The following is a 23,919-nucleotide window of genomic DNA, read 5'->3' as shown; positions in this document are numbered from 1 at the left end:
GATCCCCCTCATTGATCCGTGTCGTGCGCGGCGGACTGTTCATCACGACTTTAACCGCGCGTTGCACAAGGGCGGTTCGGTTCATCTCAACCTCGTCCGGGAGCGGTGGCTCTTGGTGGGGTCCGGTGTGGGTTTCGCCCAGAGGCCCGGGGTGGCGGGCCGCCGAGCCTCGGTGCGGTCAGCACGATGCCACGTGCGGGGCTGGCGGACTGGTCGAGGGCCAGCACTCCGCTCGCGACCTCGCGGTCCAGCGCCCGCCCGCGCTGGACCACGACCAGGGTCAGGTCGCTGGCCGCGGCCGCGGCGATGGTGTCGGCGCCGTTGATGTCGGGGGTGGTGATGATGACGATCCGCGACTCGCGGCCGGCCCTGTCCACGGCCCGGGTGAGCTGCCGGTCGTCGTCGCCGCGCACCAGCCGGACGGTGAAGGCGCGGTGCCCCCGGGCCGGAGGGGACGGATCGCCCGGGTCCTCGCCGTCCGCGGCGATGCGCAGCACGGTCGTCACCGAGCCGCCCTCGGTGCACAGCTCGGCCAGCTCGTAGGCCAGCTCGATGCCGGCGGCGGCGGGGACCCCGGCGACGAGGACGGTGCCGGCCTCGGCGTCGAACACCAGGTTGCGCAGCCGCCGGCAGACCTCGCGGTGCCCGCCGCCCAGCGTCGGCGCCTCCACCATGATGGGCAGCCGGCTGTGCAGCCGCAGGTCCGCGGGCCGCCGGATGCGGCGCGGCCGCGTCTCGCGCAGCAGGACGTAGACCACCCAGGCCAGCAGCCCGATCCCGATGCCCGTGGCCCCCGCGATGTCGCGTTCGGGGTCGTCGCGGGACTCGGGCAGCCCGGCGGCCCTCAGCACCTCGCCGGGCTGCGCCTGCTTGGTCTTCAGACCGGAGAGCTGTTTCTCCACCTCGCGGATCTGCTTCACGATCTCCTGGCGGCGGGTGCGGGTGGTGAGCCGGCGCAGCTCGTCCTCGTCGCCCGGCAGGGCCTCCAGCTGGGTTTCGAGCAGGACGAGGTTCTGCTCCAGCGCTTTGCGGTTGCGCTCCTGGATCCTGCCGAGGATCTGGGTGCGCAGCTTCAGGTACGCGTCGGCGACGACCTCGGCGCCGTTGCGCGCGGACTCCGGCGTCCCGGACCGGACGCCGATCGTCAGGACGTGCGTACTGGTCGGCACCGTCAGGCCGATGCGGTCGCGCAGCTCGGCGTCGGAGGCGTCGAAGCCGGGATGCCTGGCCAGCTCCGTCAGCACCTGGTCGGACCAGACGAGCTGCGCCTCGGTGTCCATCGTCGTGTCGCGGGGCTGCTTCAGGTCGGTCTCGAGCGCCGACCCGACGTCGACGCCGGGATGCAGCGCCACCGGCGGCGCCAGCACCGAGATCTCCGCGGTGTAGGTCGCCGGGGTCAGCGCGACCTTGGCGGCGCCGAGCGCCCCGCCGGCCAGCACGGCGATCACCAGCACCGCGAGGTGGCGCCGGACGGCGCCCGCGAACCGGGTGACGGGGATCGAGTCCGGCGCGAGCGGCGGTTCCGCCTGCACGCTGGACGGGCCGAGGGTGCGCTTGCTCATCGCCGTCCCTACCGTGGTTCCGCCCGGCGCCACGCCGGTTCGGCGCCGAGGAGGGCGGCGAGCTTGTCGTCGTAGGGGGCGTAGTGGTCGGCGAGGCGGCGGTGCAGGTGGCCGGGCAGCGGGGAGCCCGGCCGGGCGTTGTGCCGCTCGAACGAGCCGGGCCGCCACTGCGGCAGGCCGAGGAACTCCAGGATCGTGTCGTAGCAGGGCTCGGGCTCGGAGAAGAAGTCCTCCGCGTACACCACCAGCACCCGCTCCCGCCCGAACAGCTCGAAGAGCCGCTCGATCTGGTCGGCGTACTGGCCGCGGTCCACGTAGGAGTGATGGCGGTGGCCGTGGCTGACGTAGGACGGGTCGGCCCTGATCCTGTCGACCTCGCCCGCGAGGCGCTCCGGCTCCAGGTCCAGCGCCCGTTCGAACGGCTCGGTCTCGAACCCGCGGGCCAGCTCGTGCTTGTGCGCCGAGTAGGCCCGCACCACCGGGTCGCGCAGGAGCGCGATCAGCTTCACGCCGGGCAGGTCGCGGGCGATCCGCTCCGGCGCCAGCGGATGGTGCATGTAGTAGCCGGCCGACTCGAACGCCAGCGGGCTCGCCGCGTCCGCCCCGTCCGCCGCCGCGGCGCGGCGCTCGGCGAGCGCGCGGACCGGGAAGTGGCCCCGGTACCAGCCGAGACCGCGCGGGTAGTTGACGTCGAAGAAGTGCACGCCCTTGTGGAAGTTCGGCTGGACGACCGCGGGGTGCGCCGCCAGCGCCCGGAACAGCGACGTCGTGCCGCCGCGCTGGGTCCCGACCATGAGGAAGTCCGGCAGCATCCGGGCGCCCGAGGTCAGCCGCCCGCCGGCGCGGGTGGCCGCGCGGCCGGCCTCCTTGACCCACTGGGGGGCGTCACGGCGTGAGATCACGGGTTCCTCCCGGGGGCGGTCCGCGGCGGACGGGAGTGCAAAAGGCCGAGGAGCCGTTCGGTGTCGGCGCGCAGCGGCCCGCCGATCGGCTCCTGGGCCGCCAGCAGGTAGCGGCGGCACAGCTCCAGCAGGTAGAGGCGGACTGTCGCGCCCGCGGCGGCGTCGCTGAGGCCGAGCGGCTCCAGCGCCCGGGACGCGGTGTCCGGCCAGGTCGTGTACGGCGCGCCGGACGCGGTGCGCATCGCCTCCTGCAGCCGGTAGTGCAGCAGGTCGAAGCCGTTCGGGACGCCGCGGGCGAACCGCTCCCAGTCCCACACGCGCAGCACGCCGCGGTGCCAGGCCATGTTCCACGGCGTCCAGTCGCCGTGCCAGGCGCCGAAGTCGAGGACCAGGTCGCCGTGCGCCTTCCCGGCCGTCTCGACGACGTCGCCGAAACGGTTGCGCTGCCGCTCGTCCAGGATCCGCGCGGGGCTCGCGGCCAGCGTGTCCCAGAAGCCACTGTCGCGCAGCGGGGCCCGCTCGACGCCGCCGACCTCGAACAGCGTCCGCGTCTCGGCCGGCGGCGCCTGGCCGCGGGGACGCCAGCCGCGCGCGCTGGTCGGCAGCGGCTCCAGGACGAGCAGGTCCAGCGTGCGCCACGTCCCGTGGTGAAGGAGCCGGGGGACGTGCAGCCGCGCCCCCGAGTCCGGGCCGGGGAGCCGCGCGTTCAGGTACGTCAGGGCGTCGGCCTCGCCGGACAGCAGCGCGCGGGCCGTGCCGGTGTCGCCGACCTTCACGAACGCGACCGGCTCGCCGCGCGGCGAGAGCACGTGCAGGATCGGCTTGCGGTTGGCGCGGGGGCTGCCGAGGCCGACGCTGACCACGACCGGGCGGCCGAGGAGCTCGGCCAGGTGGTCCTCGACCGAGGTGCCGCCGCCGGTGATCCGCAGCCGGTCCTTCAGCGTCCGCTCGGGCAGGCCGGTGCGGACGGCCGCCGCGGTGAGGCCGCGCGACACGCGCTGCTTGAGGCCGAGGTCGTGGCTGTAGCGGCGCAGCGCGGCCGCCGCGGCCCCCGGCATCCCGGCCGGTACCAGCAGCCGGGGGCGGCGGGCGTCCGGCAGGAACGCCAGCTCTCGGCGGGCGCCGTCCGACGCGCCGGGGGCGGCGCTCTCGACGCGCGCGTCCGGCCACAGCTCCTCGACGGCCTCGATCCAGGCGCGGCGGACCTGTTCGCCGTCCGGCGGCGCGCCGCCCGTCTCGCCGCTCACCTCACCGTTCACCGTGCCGCTCACCGGGGTGTCCCGGCGGTGAGGCCGCGAGCGAACGGGCGGGACGCGGGTCCGCCGCGGGCGTCTCTCCGGGCCCGCCACATCAGCGCGACGGCGATCATCACCGTGTACAGCGGTACCTCCACCATGTCGTAGGTGATCATGAACAGCCCGCAGGCGATCAGGACGGCGCAGCCCGCCAGCGAGTAGGCGCCGCGATCGCGCCAGTGCCGGAAGAACCGGAGGGTGAAGAAGGCGCAGAAGGCGACGGTCCCGACCAGCCCGTTGGCGAACAGCAGCAGCCACAGGTGCCCCTGCGTGCCGAGCGGCGGCGACTCGCACGCCTTGCAGCCGACCTGCGCGCCGCCCGCGACCTGGCCGAGGTCGCCCTGCACGTTGCGGGTGGAGCCGAACCCGACCACCGGGGACCCGGTGAGGGCGCTGCGGGTCGTCTCCTCGGCCAGCAGCGTGCGGCGGTTGTTGCTGTGCGGGTTCTCCAGCCGGTCCTGGACGAGGCCGGGCAGCGGCGACAGCGCCACGACGATCGCGCCGACGGCCGCCATCCCCGCCGTCCAGGCGATCACCCGGGGCCCGCCGACCTGGAGGAGCTTGACGACCCCGAAGAGCCCCATCACGCCGAGCGCCGCCCACAGACCCCGGTTGAGCGAGTACACCACCGGCCACAGCGACGCGGCCAGGATGGCGAACGCGACCACGCGGCGCCCCGTCCCGGCCCGCACGACCCACGTGAGCAGGAAGTAGGGCAGGAAGAACGCGTAGGCGGCGCCCCAGGTGTTGGCGTAGGCGAACGGCGCCATCGGCCGGGCCTGGTCGAACCCGAGGATCGACTCGACGTCGGCGACCTTCGGATGGACGATGTCGCGGACGAAGGAGTTCTCCGCCAGCCCCGCCGGCAGCGCCATCTCCACCGGCGAGGTGAGCTGGATCGAGGGGAAGAACGAGCCGATCAGGCCGCCCACGGTCGTCACGACGAACATGAAGCCGAGCAGCTTGCCGATCCGGCCGGACGGCAGGTCGTGCTCGCTGAGGTTGCCGATGTACAGCAGGACGACCGTGAACGAGAAGTACCAGGCGAGCCGCCAGCCGTAGACGAGCAGCCTGCTGGCGCCGCCGCCGGGCTCGGCGAAGGGCGCGTCCGCCCACAGCACGAGCACGCCCAGCATGACCCACACCAGGAAGAACAGCCACACGCCGAACCCGCCGGGCGCGACGAGCGTGCCGCGCCGCCGCCACAGCGTCACCGCCATCGGCACCGTCATGACGAGCAGCACGACGTTGGCGAGGCCGAGGATCCACCACAGCGGGAAGCCGAGCAGCGCGACGCTGAGCGGCCATCCCGGCTGGGTCCGCCACGGCAGCAGCCGCGGCGTCGCGAGGGGCGTGTTCCCCGCGATCCCTCGCATCCCGGTCAATCACCGCTCCGTTCCCTGGACGCACCGTGTTCGCTGGACGCACCGTCGGGGGGACGACGTCGTTGGAGGACGCCCGGCCGCCTGCCTGGGGCGACCCTGGATGGTGGCCGACTCCGGCCACGCTTTCCGGCCCTCCACCGCGGCCTCATGAGCGTCCTTCCGAGGTGCGCAGCGTACCTCGGGGGGCGCGATGGAGGTGCCGGAAGATGTACCGGTACGTCCCGCACGAGGCCCGGCCCTGCTGCCGTCCGATGGTGGAAACCGCAACGTTGTGGATCCGATCGTCGGCGGCGTCCGAGGCGCTGGTTACGCTTACTCGGCGCCGGTCACCTTTACGCGCACGATACGACGGCTTTGCTTCTACATTGCACGGAGGGGTCGATGGGCAGACGAAGGTGGGGGACCGTCGCCGCGGGGGTCGTTCTCGCGCTGGGAACGCTGACGGGCCTGGTGACGGCTCCGGCGCACGCGGACGGCCGGGGATCGGACCTCGACCACGGACGCGTGGTCGGCGACGATCCCGCGGACCACACCCCGCAGATCCTGGACGGCGCGGTCAAGTCGATCATCAAGATCGGCGGCACGATCTACGTGGGCGGGTCCTTCACACAGGTCAAGGAACCCGGAGGCGGCAAGCCCACGCTGACCCGCAACCGGCTGTTCGCCTTCGACGCCGCCACCGGCGCGATCGACCCGGACTTCGCGCCGAACCTCAACAAGGGCGAGGCGAGCGCGCTGCTCGCCGCCCCGGACGGCCAGTCGCTCTACGTCGGCGGGAACTTCAGCGAGATCGACGGCGTCCGCCACTTCGTGCTCGCCCGGCTCAACGCCCAGACCGGCGCGCCGATCACCGCGTTCGATCCGCAGCTCAGTGCCAGGGTCCGCGACCTGCGGCTGGCCGGCGGCCGGCTGTACGTGGCCGGCACGTTCGCCACCGCCGGCGGCGCGTCGCGGCCCGCGCTCGCCACCCTCGACCCGCAGACCGGTGCGCGCGACGACTTCGTCGACATGAACTTCGCCGGCACGCAGACCGGTGACGGCGTCACGCAGGTCTACAAGATGGACATCAGCCCCGACGGCTCCAAGCTCGTCGGCATCGGCAACTTCAGCTCGGTCGGCGGCGCCACCCGCCGCCAGATCGTCATGCTCGACCTCACCGGCGGCAGCGCGCAGCTCGCGAACTGGGACACCACCCGCTACGGCGACCAGTGCTCCCAGTCGTTCGACACCTACATGCGCGACGTCGACTTCTCGCCCGGCGGCGGCTTCTTCGTCGTGACGACCACCGGCGCCTACGGCGGCTCGTCCAAGCTCTGCGACACCCACGCCCGCTTCGAGAGCGCCACGACAGGCGGCGGCCAGCAGCCCACCTGGGTGAACTACACCGGCGGCGACACCAGCTACGCCGTCGAGATCACCGACACTGCCGTCTACGTCGGCGGCCACTTCCGCTGGGCCAACAACCCGTTCGCCGGGGACCGTCCCGGCCAGGGCGCGGTTGCCCGCGAGGGCATCGCCGCGCTCGACCCCGCCAGCGGCCTGCCGTTCAGCTGGAACCCCGGCCGCGACAAGGGCGTCGGCGTCTTCGACATGCTGGCCACCACCGAGGGCCTGTACGTCGGCAGCGACACCGACAACATCGGCGGCGAGTGGCATCCGAAGCTCGCGCTGTTCCCGCTCGCCGGCGGCACGACGATCCCGCCGAACCACACCGGCGAACTGCCGGGCGACGTCTACTCCGCGGGCGGTGTCGGCGCCGGGGCGCAGAACTACCTCAAGCACCGCTCGTTCGACGGCACCGCGGCCGGGGACGAGGTCGGCGATGGCACCGGCGGCTTCGACTGGCGGTCCGCCCGCGGCGCCTTCATGATCAACAACGAGCTCTTCTACGGCGGGGCGGACGGCTCGTTCCACCGCCGCGCCTTCGACGGCACGACGCTGGGCACGCCGACCGCGATCGACACCGCCGACCAGCTCGTCACCATGTCGACCTGGCACGGGCAGGTCGACGACATCGACGGCATGTTCTTCTCCCACGGCCGGATCTACTACACGCGCGGGACCTCCGCGCTCTACTACCGGACGTTCACGCCCGAGAGCAACGTCGTCGGCGCCCAGGAGTCCACGGCCGTCGGCAACCTGCCCGGCATGAGCTGGAGCTCCGTCGGAGGGATGTTCGTCGACGGCGAGCACCTCTACTACGTGAACAACGGCAACGGCAGGCTCTACCGGGTCGCGTTCTCGGCGGCGGGCGTGCCGTCGGGCACCCCGGTGGAGGTGAGCGCCGGCGACTGGCGCGGCCGCGCGGTGTTCCTGTTCGCCGGGACGCCGAACCAGGAGCCGAACGCCACCTTCACCAGCGACTGCGAGGCCCTCGACTGCGCGTTCGACGCGTCCGGCTCGGCCGACCCCGACGGTTCCATCGCGTCGTACGCGTGGGACTTCGGCGACGGCGGGTCGGGTACGGGCGCGACGCCGGAGCACACCTACGAGGAGGCCGGCACCTACACCGTGGAGCTCACGGTGACCGACGACCGCGGAGCCACGGGCACCAGGTCCGAGCAGGTCACGGTGGCCCCGAACCAGGTGGGCATCGCGTTCCGCGGCGGTTCGGGCGGCAACGCGAACGTCTCGACCGCCTACGCGCAGATCCCGGCGTCGGTGCAGCCCGGCGACGGCCTGGTCATGGTGCTGACCTACAACAGCGCCGACCACTCGATGACGACGCCGCCGCCCGGATGGACGCAGGTCGACACCCAGACCGTGGGCAGCGCGACCTCCGTCCTGTGGAAGCGGGTCGCCCAGGCCGGTGACGCGGGGCAGCAGGTCGACATCGGTCTGAGCGGTTTCACCAAGGCCGACATCCGCCTGCTGGCCTACGACGGCACCAACGGCTCCGACCCGATCGCCGCGGTCGGCAAGGGCGCCGACGCCGGTGCCGTCACCGAGCACACCAGTCCGAACGCGCCGGTCGGCGCGGCCGGTTCGTGGGCGGTGACGTACTGGGGCGACAAGTCGTCCAGCACGACGTCGTGGACGGCCCCGGCCGGGGTCACCACCCGCGGCACGGGCATCGGGTCCGGTGGCGGCCGCATCACCGCCTTGATCGCCGACAGCGGCGGCGCCGTCCCCACCGGCACCTACGGCGGCAAGACCGCGACGACCGACGCGGGCAGCCGCGCCTCCATGTGGACGATCATCCTCGCCCCCGAGTAGCAGGACCCGCACCGAGACACGACCCCGCCGGGCCTCCCGGCGGGGTCGTGTTCGTTGTCACGCTTTGGTGGTCGCGCTCTGGGGCGTGGTCTGCTGGTCGCGCTCTTAGCAGAACTCCTGCCAGGCCTTGTGGCTCGGGGCGTCGAGGAGGCGGAAGTCGCCGGTCTCCCAGTCGAGGTCGAAGTAGGAGACCCAGAGGGCGCCGTGCTTCTTCAGGTACGCGTTGGTGGCGCGGAGCCAGGCCGCCCGCTCGGTGCCCTTGTCGTCGCCGACCAGGTAGCTGCCGGTCTCGGCGATGCCGAACGGGAGCCGCTCCTTCTCGCTGACTTCGAGGACCTGGCCGTACATCGTCTCCGGGGAGTCGTAGCGGCCCTTCTTCCAGCCGAGGTTGTAGGTGTCCCAGCCGAGGACCTGGATGACGCTGCGGCCCGGGTAGTAGTCGCGCCAGTCGCGCTTGGACTCCGCGGTGAGGCTCCAGCTCATCAGCACGAGCGTCGCGTGCAGGCGCTCGTTGCCGGCCTTGTCGGCCAGGGACCGCAGGTGGCGCCAGGCGGCGCGGTAGTCCTCCGCGGTGAACTCGCCGTTGGCGATGTTGTCCTCAGGCTCGTGGTAGTAGACCCAGTACACGTCGCGGTCGCGGGGCGCGGTCTTGAACCAGTGGGTCATCTCCTCGTCGTGCTTGCCCGCCAGGACGTCCTTGGGCGCGAGCTTGAACGAGATGATGGGGGGACGCTTGCCGAGGTCGGGGTCGCCCGGCCACGCCGGCGGGACGCCGCGGTAGAACAGCCGGACGGTCTCCAGTCCCCCGTACCTGCCGTCCAGGCGGCTGAGGGCCTCCTGGAACGTCTCCCCGGGCTTGAGATTGAGGGAGATGCCGCAGAGCGTCTTCCCGTCGCCGGGGGGTTTCCCGGACGACCCGGTCGGCCGCGGCGCCCGTGCGGCCGGCTCGGGCGCGGGCTGCGGCAGGGCCGTGCCGGACGTGTCGGTCGTCCGAGTGGGGGACGCGCTCGGAACCGGGGACACGCCGGGACGGGTGGTCAGCACGAGGCGGGGGCCGTCGCCTCCGGCCTCCCGCGAGTGCACCGACGCCGCCGACGAGTCGCTCTCGTTGGTGATCGCGAACGCGTAGCGGCCGGGGCGGTCCACGACGGAGCCGACGTCGAAGGAGATCCTGTCGTCGCCGGTGGTGGCGGTCGCGACGACGGCGCCCGCGGCCGGGCGGTTGCTCCAGGAGGTGTCCGTCTCGGTCCAGGAGCCGGCCAGCCGGCGCAGCTCGACCTGGCGCGGCAGGTTGCGCGAGCGCTCGAAGGTGAACTCGATGCGGGCCTGGGTGATGGCGGGAGTGTTCTCGGGCACGTCGAACGCCACGTACGCCTCGGTGTGCCATTCGGGCCAGACCGAGGCGGTGATCTTCCCTTCGTCGCCGAAGCCCTCGCCGGGCATCTCGCGTACCACGTAGGTGTCGGCGGCCGCCGGGACGACGGATTCGGTGGTGCCGGATGCCGTCCGGGCGTCGCGGCCGGGGGCGGGTGCGCTCAGCGCGACCGCGGCGACGGACCCGCCGACGACGAGGAGGGTGCCGACGGAGGTGGAGTAGAAGAAGGGGCGCGGTCCGCGTCGCCGCCCGCGGCCTCCGTCCCGCCGCCGGGGCGACGGCGGGACAGGCTGCGAACGGTGTGCGTCGGGCCTGTGATGGCCACCGGGGAACGGGTCGCGATCGTCCACGGACCGCCCTTTCCGCTGGATGGTCGTTGACCCTTTATCTCACATGGACCCCACCGGGGGCTCACCCCATGGGGAACATCCCGACGCGGCCGTGGTACTCGCCGCCGAGCTGGTCGGTGTCACTGCCGACCAGGAGCCCCTTCGGGTGGGCGACCAGGGCCTCGACGCCGTGGCCGAGCGTCCGGGTCGGGTTCCACGCCATCGCCTTGCCGGTCTCGGGGTTGATCGCGCCGATGCCGGGACGCGACACCGCGCCGGGGCCGGCGTGGTCACGCCCCCGGGGGTTGTCCAGCCAGCGCTGGTGCCCGCCGACGTAGACGGCGGCGCCGGTGACGGTGGTGGACAGCAGCGTGTCGCCGCCGGTCCAGTTGACCCAGGTCGGGTCCTGCCCGGAGCCGGTGCGGCCGGACTCCCAGCGGGCGGCGGTGTCGCACAGCTGGCTCGTGCCGTAGGGGCCGCCGGTGGTGACGACGACGAAGTACTTGCCGTCGGGGGAGAAGTCCATGCCCCGCATGTAGGTGTCGAACGAGGAGAGGTTGCAGGGGGTGGCGTACCGCTGGGTCGCCCAGGACGACAGCGACGCGGCGCCGTCACCGAGGTCGATCATCGCGATCTGGTGCCGGTTCTTGCCCTCGACCTCGGTGAACGTCCCGTTGATCACCATGCGCTTGTCGGCGGCGTCGACGGCCAGGCGGTAGACCTTGAGCGTCCCGGAGCGCGGGTCGGTGATCTTGAAATCGAAGTTGGTGTCCGCCGCGCCGGTCAGCGCGTTGAGCCGCGCCAGCGCGGTGCGGTTCTTGCCGCCGGCCTTGGTGAACGATCCGCCGATGTAGAGCCGCATGCCGCGCCGCACCATCGTCGTGACGCGGTAGTTGACGTTGGGCTTGAAGCCGGTGTGCACCTGGTTGGTCGTGGTCTTGATCGAGGCGACCGTGCCGGTCTTGGTGCCGTTGACGTTCTTGAACGTCCCGGCCATGTAGACCCAGCCGCCCGTCCCCGCCTGGAGGGAGTGGACGGTCCCGTCGACCTTCGGCACGAAGGTCGTGCTGATCTTCCCCGTGCCCATGTCGTAGGCGAACAGGTTGCTGCGCTGCAGCGTCTTCTTGCCGCTGCCCGCCTCGCGCACCTCGTCGAAGGTCCCGCCGACGACGACCAGGTTGCCCACGACGGCGATCGTGCGGACGGTGCCGTCCAGGACGTGCGGAGTGTTGTTCACCGGGTTGTCCGAGACCACCTTGGTGTGGGCGATGTCGGCCGAAGCCGCGCTCGCCACCGCCGGGACGGCGAATGCCGCCAGGGAGGTGGCCGCGAGACAGGCGATGAAGGGGCGCATGGAGGGGCTCCGGGGTACGGCCGGGGACGGTGATGGCATCTTGTCCTACCACATGGCCCGAAGTCGGTCAGGGGGTTCCCGGGAAGCGTCTCCTGAACGAGATGTCGGTCATCCGGGCACCTGCTTGCCGTGGCGGATCCGGTGCAGGAGGACCCGGCCCAGGTAGGCGCCGAGTTCGACGGTGTAGCGGCGCCAGAGCCGGCGGGGTTCGCGGGCCAGGCGGTAGAGGAAGCCGACGCGCAGCTTCAGGACCCACGCCGGGTAGTACTCGCGCCGCTCGGCGAGGTGCTCGAAGTAGGCGCCGCAGGTGATGACGACGGGCGCGGTGAGGCGGTCGCGGTACTCGGTGACGAACCGCTGCTGGAGGGGCGTCCCGAGGCCGACGTGGAGGATGTCGGGGGACGCGTCGTTGATCTCGGCGACGAGTCGCTCGGCGGTCTCGGCGGGGATGCCGCCGTGCTCGTCGGCCCAGTGCCCGTGCTGCGTGCCGGCGATGGCGAGGCCCGGGTACCACTTCCGGACGTTCGCGGCGGCCCGCTCGGCGACGCCGGGGGCGTTGCCGAACAGGAAGACCCGCCAGCCCTCGTCGGCGGGCTGCCCGAACAGGTCGTCGGTGAGGTCGTCGTTGGCCATCCGCCCGGGGACGGGACGGCCGAAGATCTTCGCGGCCAGCACCACGCCCCAGCCGTCGGGGAGGTTGAGGTCGAAGCCGTTCATGAGGTCGCGCAGCCCGGAGTCCTTCTGCGCCTTGAGCACGTAGTCCGGGTTGGCGAACGTGACGGTCAGCTTCGTCCGGTCCTTGACGGCCGCCGCGACGAACGACCGGAACTGCGCGACATCGGCGCGGCTGACGCGCACGCCGAGGACGTCGACCGTGTCATGCGGCCATCGTTGGTCCACGCTTGCCCTGCTCTCCTGACGCACCGGGCTCTCCTGACGCACCGGATCCGCCGGGGGAGGCGGCCCGAGAGGGCAGCGTATCGCCGTTGCGGGCGGCGCGGCGGCGCAGTACGAGCCAGCCGGCAGCGGCGGCGGCGATGAGCACGAGGAGCGTCACCCCGAGCGGGCCGGGCTCCATGCCGAACATCTTCAGAGAGGACGCGACGAGGACCAGGACCAGGAAGCGGCGGATGAGCGCGCTCGGCGCCCGCGAGGAGATCTTCGAGCCGAGGTAGACGCCGGGGATGGAGCCGACGAGGAGGGCGGCGGTGACCTCCATCCGGAAGTCGCCGAACAGCAGGTGCCCGATGGCGGCCGCGAACACCAGCGGGACGGCCTGCAGGAGGTCGGTGCCGACGAGCTGGTTGGCCTTCAGCGCCGGGTAGAGGGCCAGCAGCGCGACGATGATCAGGGAGCCGGAGCCGACCGAGGTGATGCCGACGACGACCCCTCCGACGATGCCGACCAGCACGGTCGGCAGGGGGCGGACCTTGATCTCGGGGGTGCCGTCCCCGCCCTCCGGGTCTTCGCCCTCCGGGGCCCTGGAGCGCTGCCGGTGGGAGATGTAGGCGCGCAGCACGAGCCCGCCCGCCGCGATCATCAGCGCGACGCCCATCGCGATGCTGATGACGTCCTCGACCTGGCCGCCGTGCCCGATGGCCCGCGCTATCAGGACGCCGGAGAACGCGGCGGGCACCGAGCCGGCGCAGAGCCAGCCGACGAGCCGCATGTTGATCGTGCCCTGGCGGAAGTGGACGGCGCTGCCGACGGGCTTCATCACCGCGGCGGCGACCAGGTCGCTGGACACGGCGGCCATCGGGCTGACCCCGAAGAACGTCACGAGCATCGGCGTCATCAGGGCGCCTCCGCCCATGCCGGTCAGCCCGACGATGATGGCGACGAGGAACGAGCCCAGCGCCATCGCCCAATCAAAGTCCATCGGCATGGCCTATCAGCTTTGTAGGGAATTTCGCGGTCCACCGTAGGGCACCGCACGCCGGAGTCGTAACCCGGGTTCCCCGGTACAAACGGGACAGGATGGGCGATCTACGTCGGATGGGGTTGCCGGGGCGCTATCCGGGCCGTACCCAGCCGCCCTCCGTTAGCAGCTCGATCACCTTGCCGACCGCCTCGTCCGGCGCCATCCGGGACGTGTCGAGCGTCAGATCGGCGTCCTCCGGCTCCTCGTAGGGGTCGGAGATGCCGGTGAACTCGGGGATCAGCCCCGCCCGCGCCTTGGCGTACAGGCCCTTGCGGTCGCGGCGCTCGCATTCCTCCAGCGGCGTCGCGACGTGCACGAGGATGAAGTCGCCCACGGCGGACACCATCCGGCGCACCTCCGCGCGGGTCGCCGCGTACGGGGCGATCGGCGCGCAGATCGCGGTGCCCCCGTGCCGGGTGATCTCCGCGGCGACGAATCCGATCCGCCGGATGTTGAGGTCCCGGTCGGCGCGGGAGAAGGTCAGTCCGGCCGACAGCATCCGCCGCACGACGTCGCCGTCCAGCAGCGTGACCGTCCGGCCGCCGCGCTCGATCAGGGCGTCGGCGAGGCCGCGCGCGACCGTGGACTTCCCGGAGCCGGACAGGCCCGTGAAGAACACCGTGATGCCGCGCGACAGCTTCGGTGGGCGTGCCAGCGCCAGCTCGGCGGCGACGGCGGGAGGGGTGAACCAGTCGGGGACGGGTTCGCCGGCGTCCAGCAGCTCGCCGAGCCGCTCGGGGGTCAGCTCGGCCTGGACGTGGTCGGGCTCGATCCGCGCGACCGGCCGCCAGACCTCCACGTCGGCGTCGTACGCCCACGGCTCGGGCACGGCGACCGGGATCGCGGTGTCCTCGACCTCGCGGTCGGCGAGCAGGTGGGTGGCGCCGTACGCGGCGGCGACGTGGGCGTGCAGCAGCACGTCGCGCTCCTGCCGCGCGTCGCCGTCGCCGCGCGGGGGGAGCGGCACGGGGATGATCTCGGTGCCGTCCGGAAGCTCCTTGCGCACGCCCAGCAGGGCACGGACGAGCGACTCGTCGTGCTCGCCGCCCATGACCGGCAGGACGAGCACGCGGGCGCCGAGCCGCTCGGCGACCTGCCGGAGCTGGCCGAGCTGCTTGCGGTGGAGGGGTTCGCGGGTGGCGACGCCCAGCACGTTCCCCTCGCGGGCGCCGAGTTCGTCGGGGCGGCGGCGCAGGCCGTGGAAGGGGCCGTGCGCCGGTGCGCGGAGGGCCTCCAGCGGGCCGGCGAGGCGCCAGCCCTGGCTCGTCGGCTCCTGCCAGACCTCGGTGACCCGCAGCACGGCGAGCGGCACGCCCTCGGGGTCCTGGAGGACGATCCGCTCGTGCTCGGTCAGCTCCTTCGGCACCTCCAGCGTGACCGGGACCGGCCACGGGGTGCCGTCCGCCAGCCGGCCGCCCGCGATCACCATGGCGGTGTCGAACGAGCCGAGGAAGCCGGTCAGCGGGCGGTACACGCCGGCGAGGATCAGCTCCAGATCGGCGAGCTCCACCGGGCCCGGAGCCCAGGCGGGCAGGTCGCGCAGCGTGTCGGGAAGGCCGGGTTCGGCGGTCACCGCGATCTCCGATCCCGCCCGGCGCGGTGGCCGGGCTGGTCCGTGTACAGGGAGTTTCCGCAGGAAAAATACTGCGCCGGCCTGGACGCACGCACCTTCGCCCCGCTCCCGGCGACGCTCAGATGACCCGGGCGAAACGGTTCTCGGGCTTGCGGATGACGAACGTGACCTCGCTGTGGTCTGCGGTGAGGCGCCCCCTGCTGAGCGCCGACACCAGGCGGCACAGCAGCTCGGCGGGGCCGGTTCCGGCCCCGAGCGCGTCGATGGCCTGCCGGGACGTGTACTCCTCGGAGATCACCAGCCCGCGCATCACGCAGTACCACTGGATGCCCGAGCGGGCCGCGATCCTGTCGTAGATCGCCGGGGGCGGGCTCGTCCTGACCACCGGCCGAGGCCCGCGCGCGGCCGGCCGGGCGGGGGCCTCGGCGCCCGTGGAGCCGGCCTCGCGGCCACCGTGCTCGGTGCCGCCTTCCGGCTGGGCCCGGGGCGCGTCCTCCCCGGGCGCGTAGGGAACGCGGGCGTGCGCCCCGCGGGCCCCCCGCCCCGGACGGGCGCGGCGCCGGCGGCGGCCGGAGGCGTGCACCCACCGCGGGAGCGCCCGGTCCAGGAAGCCGTACGCGGTGTTGCGGTCGCGCAGATGGATCAGCAGCAGCCCGCCGGGCTTCAGAGCCGCGACGAACCGGTCGAGGACGAGTTCGGCGTGCGGCACGCGCTCGATCAGGTACGAGGCGTGGACGATGTCGTAGGCGCGCGGCGGCAGCGGGACGGTGCGCAGGTCGCCGAGATGCCAGGTGTCGAGGTCGGGCCGCTCGCAGGTGTAGGCGCGCAGGTCGGGGAGGTCCAGGTCGACCCCCGTGGCGACGTGTTCGCGGTCGCCCAGGTCCAGGCCCGTGCCCCAGCCGCAGCCCGCCTCCAGGATGTGGATCCGCTGCAGGGGCTTCTCTAGGGCGTACTGGCGAGCGCGTTCGGAGAAGAGATCGCCGTCGCTGATCGGCGGCGTACGCAGATCGGTCACAACTTCGCAGCGTAATTGAACGACTGCGCTCCGTCCGCTATTTGCTGTTTCTTGGTAATGGCCGTGTCGCGCTGCGTGCTCGCTCGCGTCATCGCCTGTGAGATCCCCGCGAGCTGCTGAGTCTTGTGAACGGGCGCTCCTCGCGGGCGCGTAGTCTGGTATGCGGTACCGGAGTCCGCGCGGATTCCGGCTTTTCGGGCTGCCCTGCCTCGGGGTGAACACGAAGTTGCGGGCGAACATGACGCTTTCTGGACTTGTTGACCTTGCGTGCCTTGACCCCGGTCTGGAGCGCGCCCTCGAACAGGCGCGCGTGGACACCGAGGTCGTCGCGCCCGCCGCGCTGTGGCCGATCCTGGCCGCCGCGCTGAGCCGCACCCTCGGCTCGCGCGGCGGGGGCGCGGTCCTCGCGGTGACCGCCACCGGCCGCGAGGCCGAGGATCTGACCGCCGCCCTGTCGAGCCTGCTCGACCCGGCGCGGGTGGCGCACTTCCCGGCGTGGGAGACGCTGCCGCACGAGAAGCTGTCGCCGCGTTCGGACACCGTCGGGCAGCGCCTGGCCGTGCTGCGCCGCCTCGTACATCCGGACGCCGCCGGGGTGCCGATGGGGCAGGAGCCCGGGACCGGCGGCAAGGGCGGCGCCCTGGACGTCGTCGTGACGCCGATCCGCGCGGTGCTCCAGCCGATCGTGTCCGGGCTCGCCGACCTGGAGCCGGTGCGGCTGGTGTCCGGCGAGGACGCCGACATGGACGACGCCGTCCGCAACCTCGTCGACGCCGGGTACCACCGGGTCGACCTGGTGGAGAAGCGCGGCGAGATCGCGGTGCGCGGCGGCATCCTGGACGTGTTCCCGCCCACCGAGGAGCACCCGCTCCGGGTGGAGTTCTGGGGCGACACCGTCGAGGAGATCCGCTACTTCAAGGCCGCCGACCAGCGCTCCCTCGAAGTCGCGCAGGACGGGCTGTGGGCGCCGCCGTGCCGCGAGCTGCCGCTGACCGAGAAGGTGCGGGAGCGGGCGAGGCTCCTCGCCGACGAGCACCCCGCGCTCGAGGAGATCCTCGGGCGGATCGCCGACGGCGACACCGTCGAGGGCATGGAGGCGTTCTCGCCCGTCCTCGCCGACGACATGGAGCTGCTCACCGACCTGCTGCCGGACGGGTCGGCGCTGCTGGTGTGCGAGCCGGAGCGCATCCGCACCCGCGCGACCGAGCTGGTCCGGACGAGCCAGGAGTTCCTTGAGGCGAGCTGGGTCAACGCGGCCGCCGGGGGAGAGGCGCCGATCGACCTCGGCGCCGCCGCGTTCCGATCGCTGGAGGAGGTCCGCGCGCACAGCACGGAACTCGGCCTGCCCCGATGGAGCGTGACGGCCCTGAACCCCGAGGGCGACGCGCTGAACCTCGGCGTGCAGCAGGCGGAGGCGTACCGGGGCGACACCACACGCGTCGTCGGCGACCTCAAGGGATGGATCGACGGCGGCTGGCACGTCGTGATGGTCACCGCCGGGCACGGGCCCGCCGAGCGGCTCGTCCAGCTCGTCGGGGAGGAGGGCATCGGCGCGCGGCTCGCCGACCTCGCCGCGCCGCCCGAGCCCTCGCTGGTCACCGTGGCGACCGGGCTGCTGGAGAACGGGTTCACCTGGGAGTCGGCCAAGCTCGCGGTGCTGACCGAGACCGACCTGTCCGGGCAGAAGTCGTCCACCAAGGACGCGCGGCGCATGCCGTCGCGGCGGCGCGGCGGCATCGACCCGCTGCAGCTCAAGCCCGGCGACTACGTGGTGCACGAGCAGCACGGCGTCGGGCGGTACGTGGAGATGGTCAGCCGGACGGTGCAGGGCGCCACCCGCGAGTACCTGATCCTGGAGTACGCCAAGAGCGACCGGCTGTTCGTCCCGACCGACCAGCTGGAGGAGCTGACCCGCTACGTCGGCGGCGAGGCGCCGAGCCTGCACCGCCTCGGCGGCGCCGACTGGCAGAAGGCCAAGTCCCGCGCCCGCAAGGCCGTCAAGCAGATCGCCGGGGAGCTGATCCGGCTGTACTCGGCGCGGATGGCGAGCCCCGGCCACCCGTTCGGCGCCGACACCCCGTGGCAGCGGGAGCTGGAGGACGCGTTCCCCTACGTGGAGACGCCCGACCAGCTCGCCGCCATCGACGAGGTCAAGGACGACATGGAGAAGCCCGTCCCGATGGACAGGCTGATCTGCGGCGACGTCGGCTACGGCAAGACCGAGATCGCGGTCCGCGCCGCGTTCAAGGCCGTCCAGGACGGCAAGCAGGTCGCGGTGCTGGTGCCGACGACGCTGCTGGTGCAGCAGCACATGTCGACGTTCACCGAGCGGTTCGCGGCGTTCCCGGTCGTGGTGAAGCCGATCAGCCGGTTCCAGTCCGACGGGGAGATCGATGAGACGCTGCGCGGCCTGTCGGAGGGCACCGTGGACGTCGTCGTCGGCACGCACCGCATCCTGTCGTCGCAGACGCGGTTCAAGAACCTCGGCCTGGTGGTCATCGACGAGGAGCAGCGGTTCGGCGTCGAGCACAAGGAGGAGCTGAAGCGGCTGCGGACGCAGGTCGACGTGCTCGCCATGTCGGCGACGCCGATCCCGCGGACGCTGGAGATGGGCCTGACCGGCATCCGGGAGATGTCCACGATCCTGACGCCGCCGGAGGAGCGGCACCCCGTGCTCACGTTCGTCGGCCCGTACGAGGAGAAGCAGATCGCCGCCGCGATCCGCCGCGAGCTGCTGCGCGAGGGCCAGGTGTTCTTCGTGCACAACCGGGTCCGCTCGATCAACAAGGTCGCTGCGAACCTGGCGAAGCTCGTCCCCGAGGCGAACATCGCGATCGCCCACGGCCAGATGAACGAGCAGGAGCTCGAGAAGGTCATGGTCGACTTCTGGGAGAAGAACCACGACGTCCTGGTCGCGACGACGATCGTGGAGTCCGGCCTGGACGTGCCGAACGCCAACACCCTGATCGTCGACCGCGCCGACATGTACGGGCTGTCGCAGCTCCACCAGCTGCGCGGACGCGTCGGGCGCGGCCGGGAGCGGGCGTACTCGTACTTCCTCTACCAGCCCGAGCAGCCGCTGACCGAGACCGCGCACGAGCGGCTCGCGACGCTGGCGCAGCACACCGAGATCGGCGCCGGCATGTACGTGGCGATGAAGGACCTGGAGATCCGCGGCGCCGGCAACATCCTCGGCGCCGAGCAGTCGGGGCACGTCGCCGGTGTCGGATTCGACCTGTACGTGCGGATGGTCGGGGAGGCCGTCCAGGACCTGAAGGAGGGCGGCCGGGAGCCCGCGACCGTCGAGACGAAGGTCGAGCTGCCCGTCGACGCCCACCTGCCGCACGAGTACGTGCCGGGGGAGCGGCTCCGGCTGGACGCCTACCGCCGCATCGCCGCGATCACCTCCGAGGACGAGATCGGCGCCGTCCACGACGAGCTGAAGGACCGGTTCGGGTCGCTGCCCGTCCCGGTGCTGAACCTCCTCGAAGTGGCGCGGTTCCGGTCGAAGGCGCGCAGGGCGGGGCTCGCCGACGTGACCGTCCAGGGCAACTTCATCAAGTTCACGCCCGTGCACCTGCCGGACTCCAAGCAGGTCAGGCTGCAGCGTCTGTACCCGAAGAGCATCCTCAAGCCGTCCACCGACACCCTGCTGGTGCCCGCGCCGAAGACCGCGCCGCTCGGCGGCCGGCCGCTGCGCGACCAGGAGCTGCTGAAATGGGCGACCGACCTGGTGGAGGCCCTGTTCCTGGAGGCCGCGCCCGCGTCCGCGGGCGGGTAGGCTGGCGCGGCCCCGACTGGTCGACGAGATGGGATCCCTCTGTGTTCGGTAAGCCCGTGTCCGGGAAGGCCGTGAAGGTCGCCGTGGCCGCCGTGGTGGCGGCCGGCGCGCTGGCCGGCTGCGGCGGTACGCAGAAGCCGGGCACCGCCGCCCTCGTCGGTGACGACCGCATCACCGTCACCGAACTCAGCCAGACCGTCCGCGACTGGCGGGAGCAGTTCCGGACGGACCCGGCTGCGAACGAGCTGCGGGCCGGCCCGCAGAACCCGGCGCCGCAGCTGGCCGCCGACTCCGACTCCGACGTGCGGGGCGCGCTGACCCTGCTGATCAACTTCCGGGTCGCCGCCGAGGTGGCCGACGAGGCCGGGATCGAGATCACCGGGGCGCGGGTCGACGAGACCGTCGGCGAGCTGAACAAGGAGGCCGGGGCCGCGTCGATCACGCTGGCGAGCGGGCTGCCCCGCGAGCAGACCCGTGACCTGGCGCGCCTGGTCGCCACGCAGGTCGCGATCATGGAGCGTTTCGGGGCCGACCGGATGAACCCGATGAGCCCCGCGACGCAGCAGGCCGGGCAGAAGTGGAACGAGCTGTTCCGGAGCACCGCAAACGGCATGGAGATCGAGGTCAACCCGCGCTACGGGACCTATGACCCGGGCAAGTTCCAGGTCGGTCCCGTCGACCACCGGCTTTCCAACCCCGATTCGGGTATCTGAGGCGCATGAGCCTGACACTGCTCGCCACCACGCACCGGGTGGCCCCCGGGCTGCTGACCTGGCGCGCCTGGGACGCGCTGCGGTCGGCCGCCACCGTCCGCCTGCGCGACGGCCACCCGCTGCTGCCGTCCCTCGGCGACGCCGGGATCGCTCCGGAGACGGTGCCGGCGCCCGACGCGTCGCGGCTGGTGGCGGACGCCCGGAACGAGGACGTCCTGTGGGTCGCCGCACCCGACGGCGACGAGCCGCTGATGCGCGAGATCGGGGCCCTGGTCGTGCACGACCCCCTGGACGTGGAGGTCCTGCACGGGTCCTACGACCTGCCCGGAGCGCGCCTGCTCGACCTCGTCTCGGTGATGGACACGCTGCGCCGCGAATGCCCGTGGGACCGCAAGCAGACGCACGCCACCCTCGTCCCGTACCTGCTGGAGGAGGCCTACGAGGTTCTCGACACCGTCGAGTCCGGCGACTACGGCGCGCTGCGCGAGGAACTGGGCGACGTGCTGATGCAGGTCGCGTTCCACTCGGTCGTGGCCGCCGAGCGCGACGACGAGACCGCGTTCACCATCGACGACGTGGCGGGCGCGATCGTCGACAAGCTCGTCCGCCGCCATCCGCACGTGTTCGGGGACGTGACGGTCTCCGGCGCCGACGAGGTCAACGCCAACTGGGAGCAGATCAAGGCGGCCGAGCGGGCGGAGAAGAGCGGCGCGGACGCGTCGGCGCTCGACGGGGTGCCGATGGGGCAGCCCTCGCTGTCGCTCGCCGCGCAACTCCAGCGGCGCGCGGCGCGGCTGGACGCGCCTGCCGACCTCGGGAACGATCTCGCGGCCGATCTCGCCGGAACGGGGAACGACCTGGGCGTACGGCTGTTCGAGCTGGTCCGGGAGGCGGCGGAGCGAGGAGCCGATCCCGAGTCCGAGTTGCGGGCGGTATCCCGGGTATTTCGTGATCGTGTCCGTGCCTGGGAACGACGAGCGCCGCAGGGCTGAGTCGAACGATGGTCCGGGCGATATCAACCGGAACACCCCCGATGGGGTAGTCCGGCCGGGAACGCACGTCTACGCTAAGCGCGTGCTGCCTGGGGCCGGAAGTGACGCGGGTGACTCGGACGCGGAGGACGGCGGTTCCGCCGAGCCCGCCGAACCTGCCGCGCCCCGCCGTTCCCGCCGGGTGCTCACCGGGTCCACGACACGTGAAGAGAAGCTCCGCGCCCTGCGCGGGCTGGGGGGACTGGGCGGCGTCGCCGGGTTGCTCGTCGCGCTCATGCTGCTGCCCACCGCGTGCACGGCCGGCGTCGGCGCCCGCGACGCCGCGGATTGGTTCCAGACCGAGCCCGAGGGCCTGACGACCTCCGGCGTCCCGCAGCGCTCCACGATCCAGGCCGCCGACGGCCGCACCATCGCCACGTTCTTCTACCAGAACCGGGTGGACGTCCCGCTGGACAAGATCGCGCCGATCCTGCAGCAGGCCGTGCTGGCCATCGAGGACAGCCGCTTCTACGAGCACGGCGCCATCGACGTGCAGGGCACGCTGCGCGCCCTCGCCAGCAACGTCAGCAGCGGCGAGGTGACCCAGGGCGGTTCCGGCATCACCCAGCAGTACGTGAAGAACCTGCTGCTCACCCAGGCCGACTCGAACAGCGAACGCAAGGCGGCCAAGGAGATCACCACCGCGCGCAAGGTCCGCGAGCTGCGGTACGCGGTCGCGGTGGAGAAGCGGTTCAGCAAGGACGAGATCCTGCGCCGCTACCTCAACATCGCGTACTACGGCGACGGCGCCTACGGCATCGAGGCGGCGTCCCGGCACTACTTCTCCAAGCACGCCTCCGAGCTGAACCTCGCCGAGGCGGCGCTGCTGGCCGGCGTCATCCGCTACCCCTACGCCTACGACCCGACCCAGCACCCCCGCGAGGCACGCCAGCGCCGGGACGTCGTCCTGGACCGGATGGCCGAGCTCGGCTGGATCGAGCACGCCAAGGCGGAGGAGACCAAGAACCAGCCCGTGAGGCTGGACGTCCAGGAGGTCCAGAGCGGCTGCGTGTCCAGCAAGGCGCCGTTCTTCTGCGACTACGTCCAGCGCGAGATCCTCACCAACAAGGTGTTCGGCGCGACCGCCAAGGAACGGGAGGAACTCCTCAAGCGCGGCGGGCTCACGATCCGCACCACCATGGACCGCAAGGCCCAGAAGGCCGCGCGGCGGGCCGTCCTGGAACACGTCCCGCCGAAGAACTCCGCGCACAAGGCCGCCGCCGAGGCGATGGTGGAGCCCGGCACCGGCGAGATCAAGGCCATGGTCGTCGGCCGCGAGCTCGGCCCGGACGAGGAGCGCGGCAAGACCTGGATCAACTTCGCCGCCGACGCGAGCCACGGCTCCAGCATCGGGATGCAGGCCGGATCCACGTTCAAGGCGTTCACGCTGGCCGCCGCTTTGGACGAGGGCATGCCGTTCGGCGCCCGGCTGATGGCGCCGGAGGAGTACACGCCCGTCGGGTTCCGCAACTGCGACGGCGAGAACGTCGGCGACCCGTCCGCGTCGCTGGGCAACGCCGCCGACGGCGAGGGCGGCAAGCGGTTCAGCCTCGTCACCGGCACCCAGCACTCGGTCAACACCTTCTTCCTGGCACTGCAGAAGGAGGTCGGCCTCTGCGACACGGTGAAGATGGCCGAGCGGCTCGGGATGAGGCAGGCCAACGGCGAGCCGCTGGAGCAGTACCCGTCGTTCACGCTCGGGTTCAACGCCGTCTCCCCGCTGCGGCTCGCGGCGGCCTACGCGGCGTTCGGCGCCCGCGGCGAGTACTGCGAGCCGATCGCGATCAAGCAGATCACCGACGCGTCGGGGAAGAGGCTGAAGGTCCCGCCGCGCGACTGCGAGCAGGTGATCGGCAAGGGCGTCGCGGACGCGGTCAACCACATCCTGAGCGGCGTCCTCACCAAGGGCACGGCGCGCGGCATGGGCATCGGCCGCGACGCCGCGGGCAAGACCGGCACGGTCGACAACTTCTCCGCCGCCTGGTTCGCCGGGTACACCCCGGACCTGGCCGCGGCCGTCTGGGTCGGCGATCCGCGCGGCGGATACAAGCACCCCATGGAGAGCCTCTGCATGAACGGCCGGTGCTACGGCTCCGTGTTCGGGGCGACGATCCCCGCGCCGATCTGGCAGCAGAGCATGAGCGGGGCGCTGGCGGGCACGGACGCGGGCTCGTTCCGCCGGCCGCCGTCCTCGTTCTTCAGCCGGGGCTCGGGCGAGGAGCGCGTCACCGTGCCCGACGTGCGCGGCATGGAGGTGGGCGCCGCCGTCGCCAGGCTCCGCGCCGCCGGATTCCAGACCCGCGTCGGCGAGCGCGTCAGGTCCCGCCGGTACGACAGCGGCACCGTGGCCGGGATGTCGCCCGGCCCCGGCTCGGCGGAGCCCGGCGTGACCATCACCCTGCACGTGAGCAGAGGTCCCGGGCGCGGCGGCGGAGCCGGCGGCGGGGGTGACGGCGGAGGCGGCGGC

General features: G+C 72.4%; 15 protein-coding genes. 5 read left to right on the top strand and 10 right to left on the bottom strand.

Going from position 1 to position 23,919, the window contains the following annotated elements; genetic code table 11:
- Nucleotides 1–86: 86 nt before the first annotated feature.
- Genes E1281_RS12560 through E1281_RS12545 form a run of 4 tightly spaced genes read right to left on the bottom strand, consistent with a single transcriptional unit; the run spans nucleotide 87 to nucleotide 5,135 of the window.
- The gene (locus tag E1281_RS12560; protein WP_131877597.1) at nucleotides 87–1,562 is read right to left on the bottom strand and encodes a hypothetical protein; all 1,476 of its coding nucleotides are present in this window, start codon (nucleotides 1,560–1,562) and stop codon (nucleotides 87–89) included.
- Nucleotides 1,563–1,570: 8 nt separating this feature from the next.
- Nucleotides 1,571–2,464 (bottom strand): sulfotransferase domain-containing protein, encoded by an 894-nt coding sequence (locus E1281_RS12555; RefSeq protein ID WP_131877595.1) that lies wholly within the window; start codon nucleotides 2,462–2,464, stop codon nucleotides 1,571–1,573.
- Nucleotides 2,461–3,735, bottom strand: coding sequence for a hypothetical protein (locus E1281_RS12550; RefSeq protein ID WP_243716894.1), 1,275 nt, complete (start codon nucleotides 3,733–3,735; stop codon nucleotides 2,461–2,463). The genes E1281_RS12555 and E1281_RS12550 overlap by 4 nt, the downstream gene beginning before the upstream one ends.
- The gene (locus tag E1281_RS12545; protein ID WP_131877609.1) at nucleotides 3,732–5,135 is read right to left on the bottom strand and encodes a hypothetical protein; all 1,404 of its coding nucleotides are present in this window, start codon (nucleotides 5,133–5,135) and stop codon (nucleotides 3,732–3,734) included. Before E1281_RS12545 ends, E1281_RS12550 begins: the two co-directional genes overlap by 4 nt.
- Before the next feature lie 390 nt (nucleotides 5,136–5,525).
- Between E1281_RS12545 and E1281_RS42575 the strand changes: the two genes are divergently transcribed.
- Nucleotides 5,526–8,360 (top strand): PKD domain-containing protein, encoded by a 2,835-nt coding sequence (locus E1281_RS42575; protein ID WP_131877593.1) that lies wholly within the window; start codon nucleotides 5,526–5,528, stop codon nucleotides 8,358–8,360.
- A gap of 105 nt (nucleotides 8,361–8,465) precedes the next feature.
- On the opposite strand, the gene E1281_RS12535 is transcribed toward E1281_RS42575, so the two are convergent.
- From E1281_RS12535 to E1281_RS41845, 6 genes are all read right to left on the bottom strand, one after another.
- The gene (locus E1281_RS12535; protein ID WP_131877591.1) at nucleotides 8,466–10,085 is read right to left on the bottom strand and encodes a DNRLRE domain-containing protein; all 1,620 of its coding nucleotides are present in this window, start codon (nucleotides 10,083–10,085) and stop codon (nucleotides 8,466–8,468) included.
- Nucleotides 10,086–10,146: 61 nt separating this feature from the next.
- Nucleotides 10,147–11,418: a delta-60 repeat domain-containing protein gene (locus E1281_RS12530; RefSeq protein WP_131877589.1), complete on the bottom strand. Its 1,272-nt coding sequence runs from the start codon at nucleotides 11,416–11,418 to the stop codon at nucleotides 10,147–10,149.
- Between the two features lie 108 nt (nucleotides 11,419–11,526).
- A complete protein-coding gene (locus E1281_RS12525; RefSeq protein WP_131877587.1) occupies nucleotides 11,527–12,318 on the bottom strand; it encodes a WecB/TagA/CpsF family glycosyltransferase in 792 nt (263 codons plus the stop codon).
- A complete protein-coding gene (locus E1281_RS12520; RefSeq protein WP_131877585.1) occupies nucleotides 12,296–13,297 on the bottom strand; it encodes a sulfite exporter TauE/SafE family protein in 1,002 nt (333 codons plus the stop codon). The genes E1281_RS12525 and E1281_RS12520 overlap by 23 nt, the downstream gene beginning before the upstream one ends.
- 133 nt (nucleotides 13,298–13,430) lie before the next feature.
- Nucleotides 13,431–14,912: an adenylyl-sulfate kinase gene (gene cysC, locus E1281_RS12515; RefSeq protein WP_131877583.1), complete on the bottom strand. Its 1,482-nt coding sequence runs from the start codon at nucleotides 14,910–14,912 to the stop codon at nucleotides 13,431–13,433.
- 118 nt (nucleotides 14,913–15,030) lie between these two features.
- A complete protein-coding gene (locus E1281_RS41845) occupies nucleotides 15,031–15,927 on the bottom strand; it encodes a class I SAM-dependent methyltransferase (RefSeq protein WP_243716892.1) in 897 nt (298 codons plus the stop codon).
- A gap of 238 nt (nucleotides 15,928–16,165) precedes the next feature.
- On the opposite strand from E1281_RS41845, the gene mfd reads away from it, so the two are divergent.
- The 4 genes from mfd to E1281_RS12490 all read left to right on the top strand — a co-directional run.
- On the top strand, nucleotides 16,166–19,708 hold the full coding sequence (gene mfd / locus E1281_RS12505) for a transcription-repair coupling factor (RefSeq protein WP_131877581.1): 3,543 nt from the start codon (nucleotides 16,166–16,168) through the stop codon (nucleotides 19,706–19,708).
- Between the two features lie 41 nt (nucleotides 19,709–19,749).
- On the top strand, nucleotides 19,750–20,421 hold the full coding sequence (locus E1281_RS12500; protein WP_131877580.1) for a hypothetical protein: 672 nt from the start codon (nucleotides 19,750–19,752) through the stop codon (nucleotides 20,419–20,421).
- A gap of 5 nt (nucleotides 20,422–20,426) precedes the next feature.
- Nucleotides 20,427–21,413: a MazG family protein gene (locus tag E1281_RS12495; protein WP_131877578.1), complete on the top strand. Its 987-nt coding sequence runs from the start codon at nucleotides 20,427–20,429 to the stop codon at nucleotides 21,411–21,413.
- Between the two features lie 82 nt (nucleotides 21,414–21,495).
- On the top strand, nucleotides 21,496–23,919 hold a 2,424-nt coding region (locus tag E1281_RS12490), incomplete at its 3' end, for a transglycosylase domain-containing protein (RefSeq protein ID WP_165958888.1).

The organism is Actinomadura sp. KC345 (genome assembly GCF_004348515.1).
Lineage (GTDB): Bacteria > Actinomycetota > Actinomycetes > Streptosporangiales > Streptosporangiaceae > Spirillospora.
This window is presented reverse-complemented; position numbering and strand designations above follow the sequence as displayed.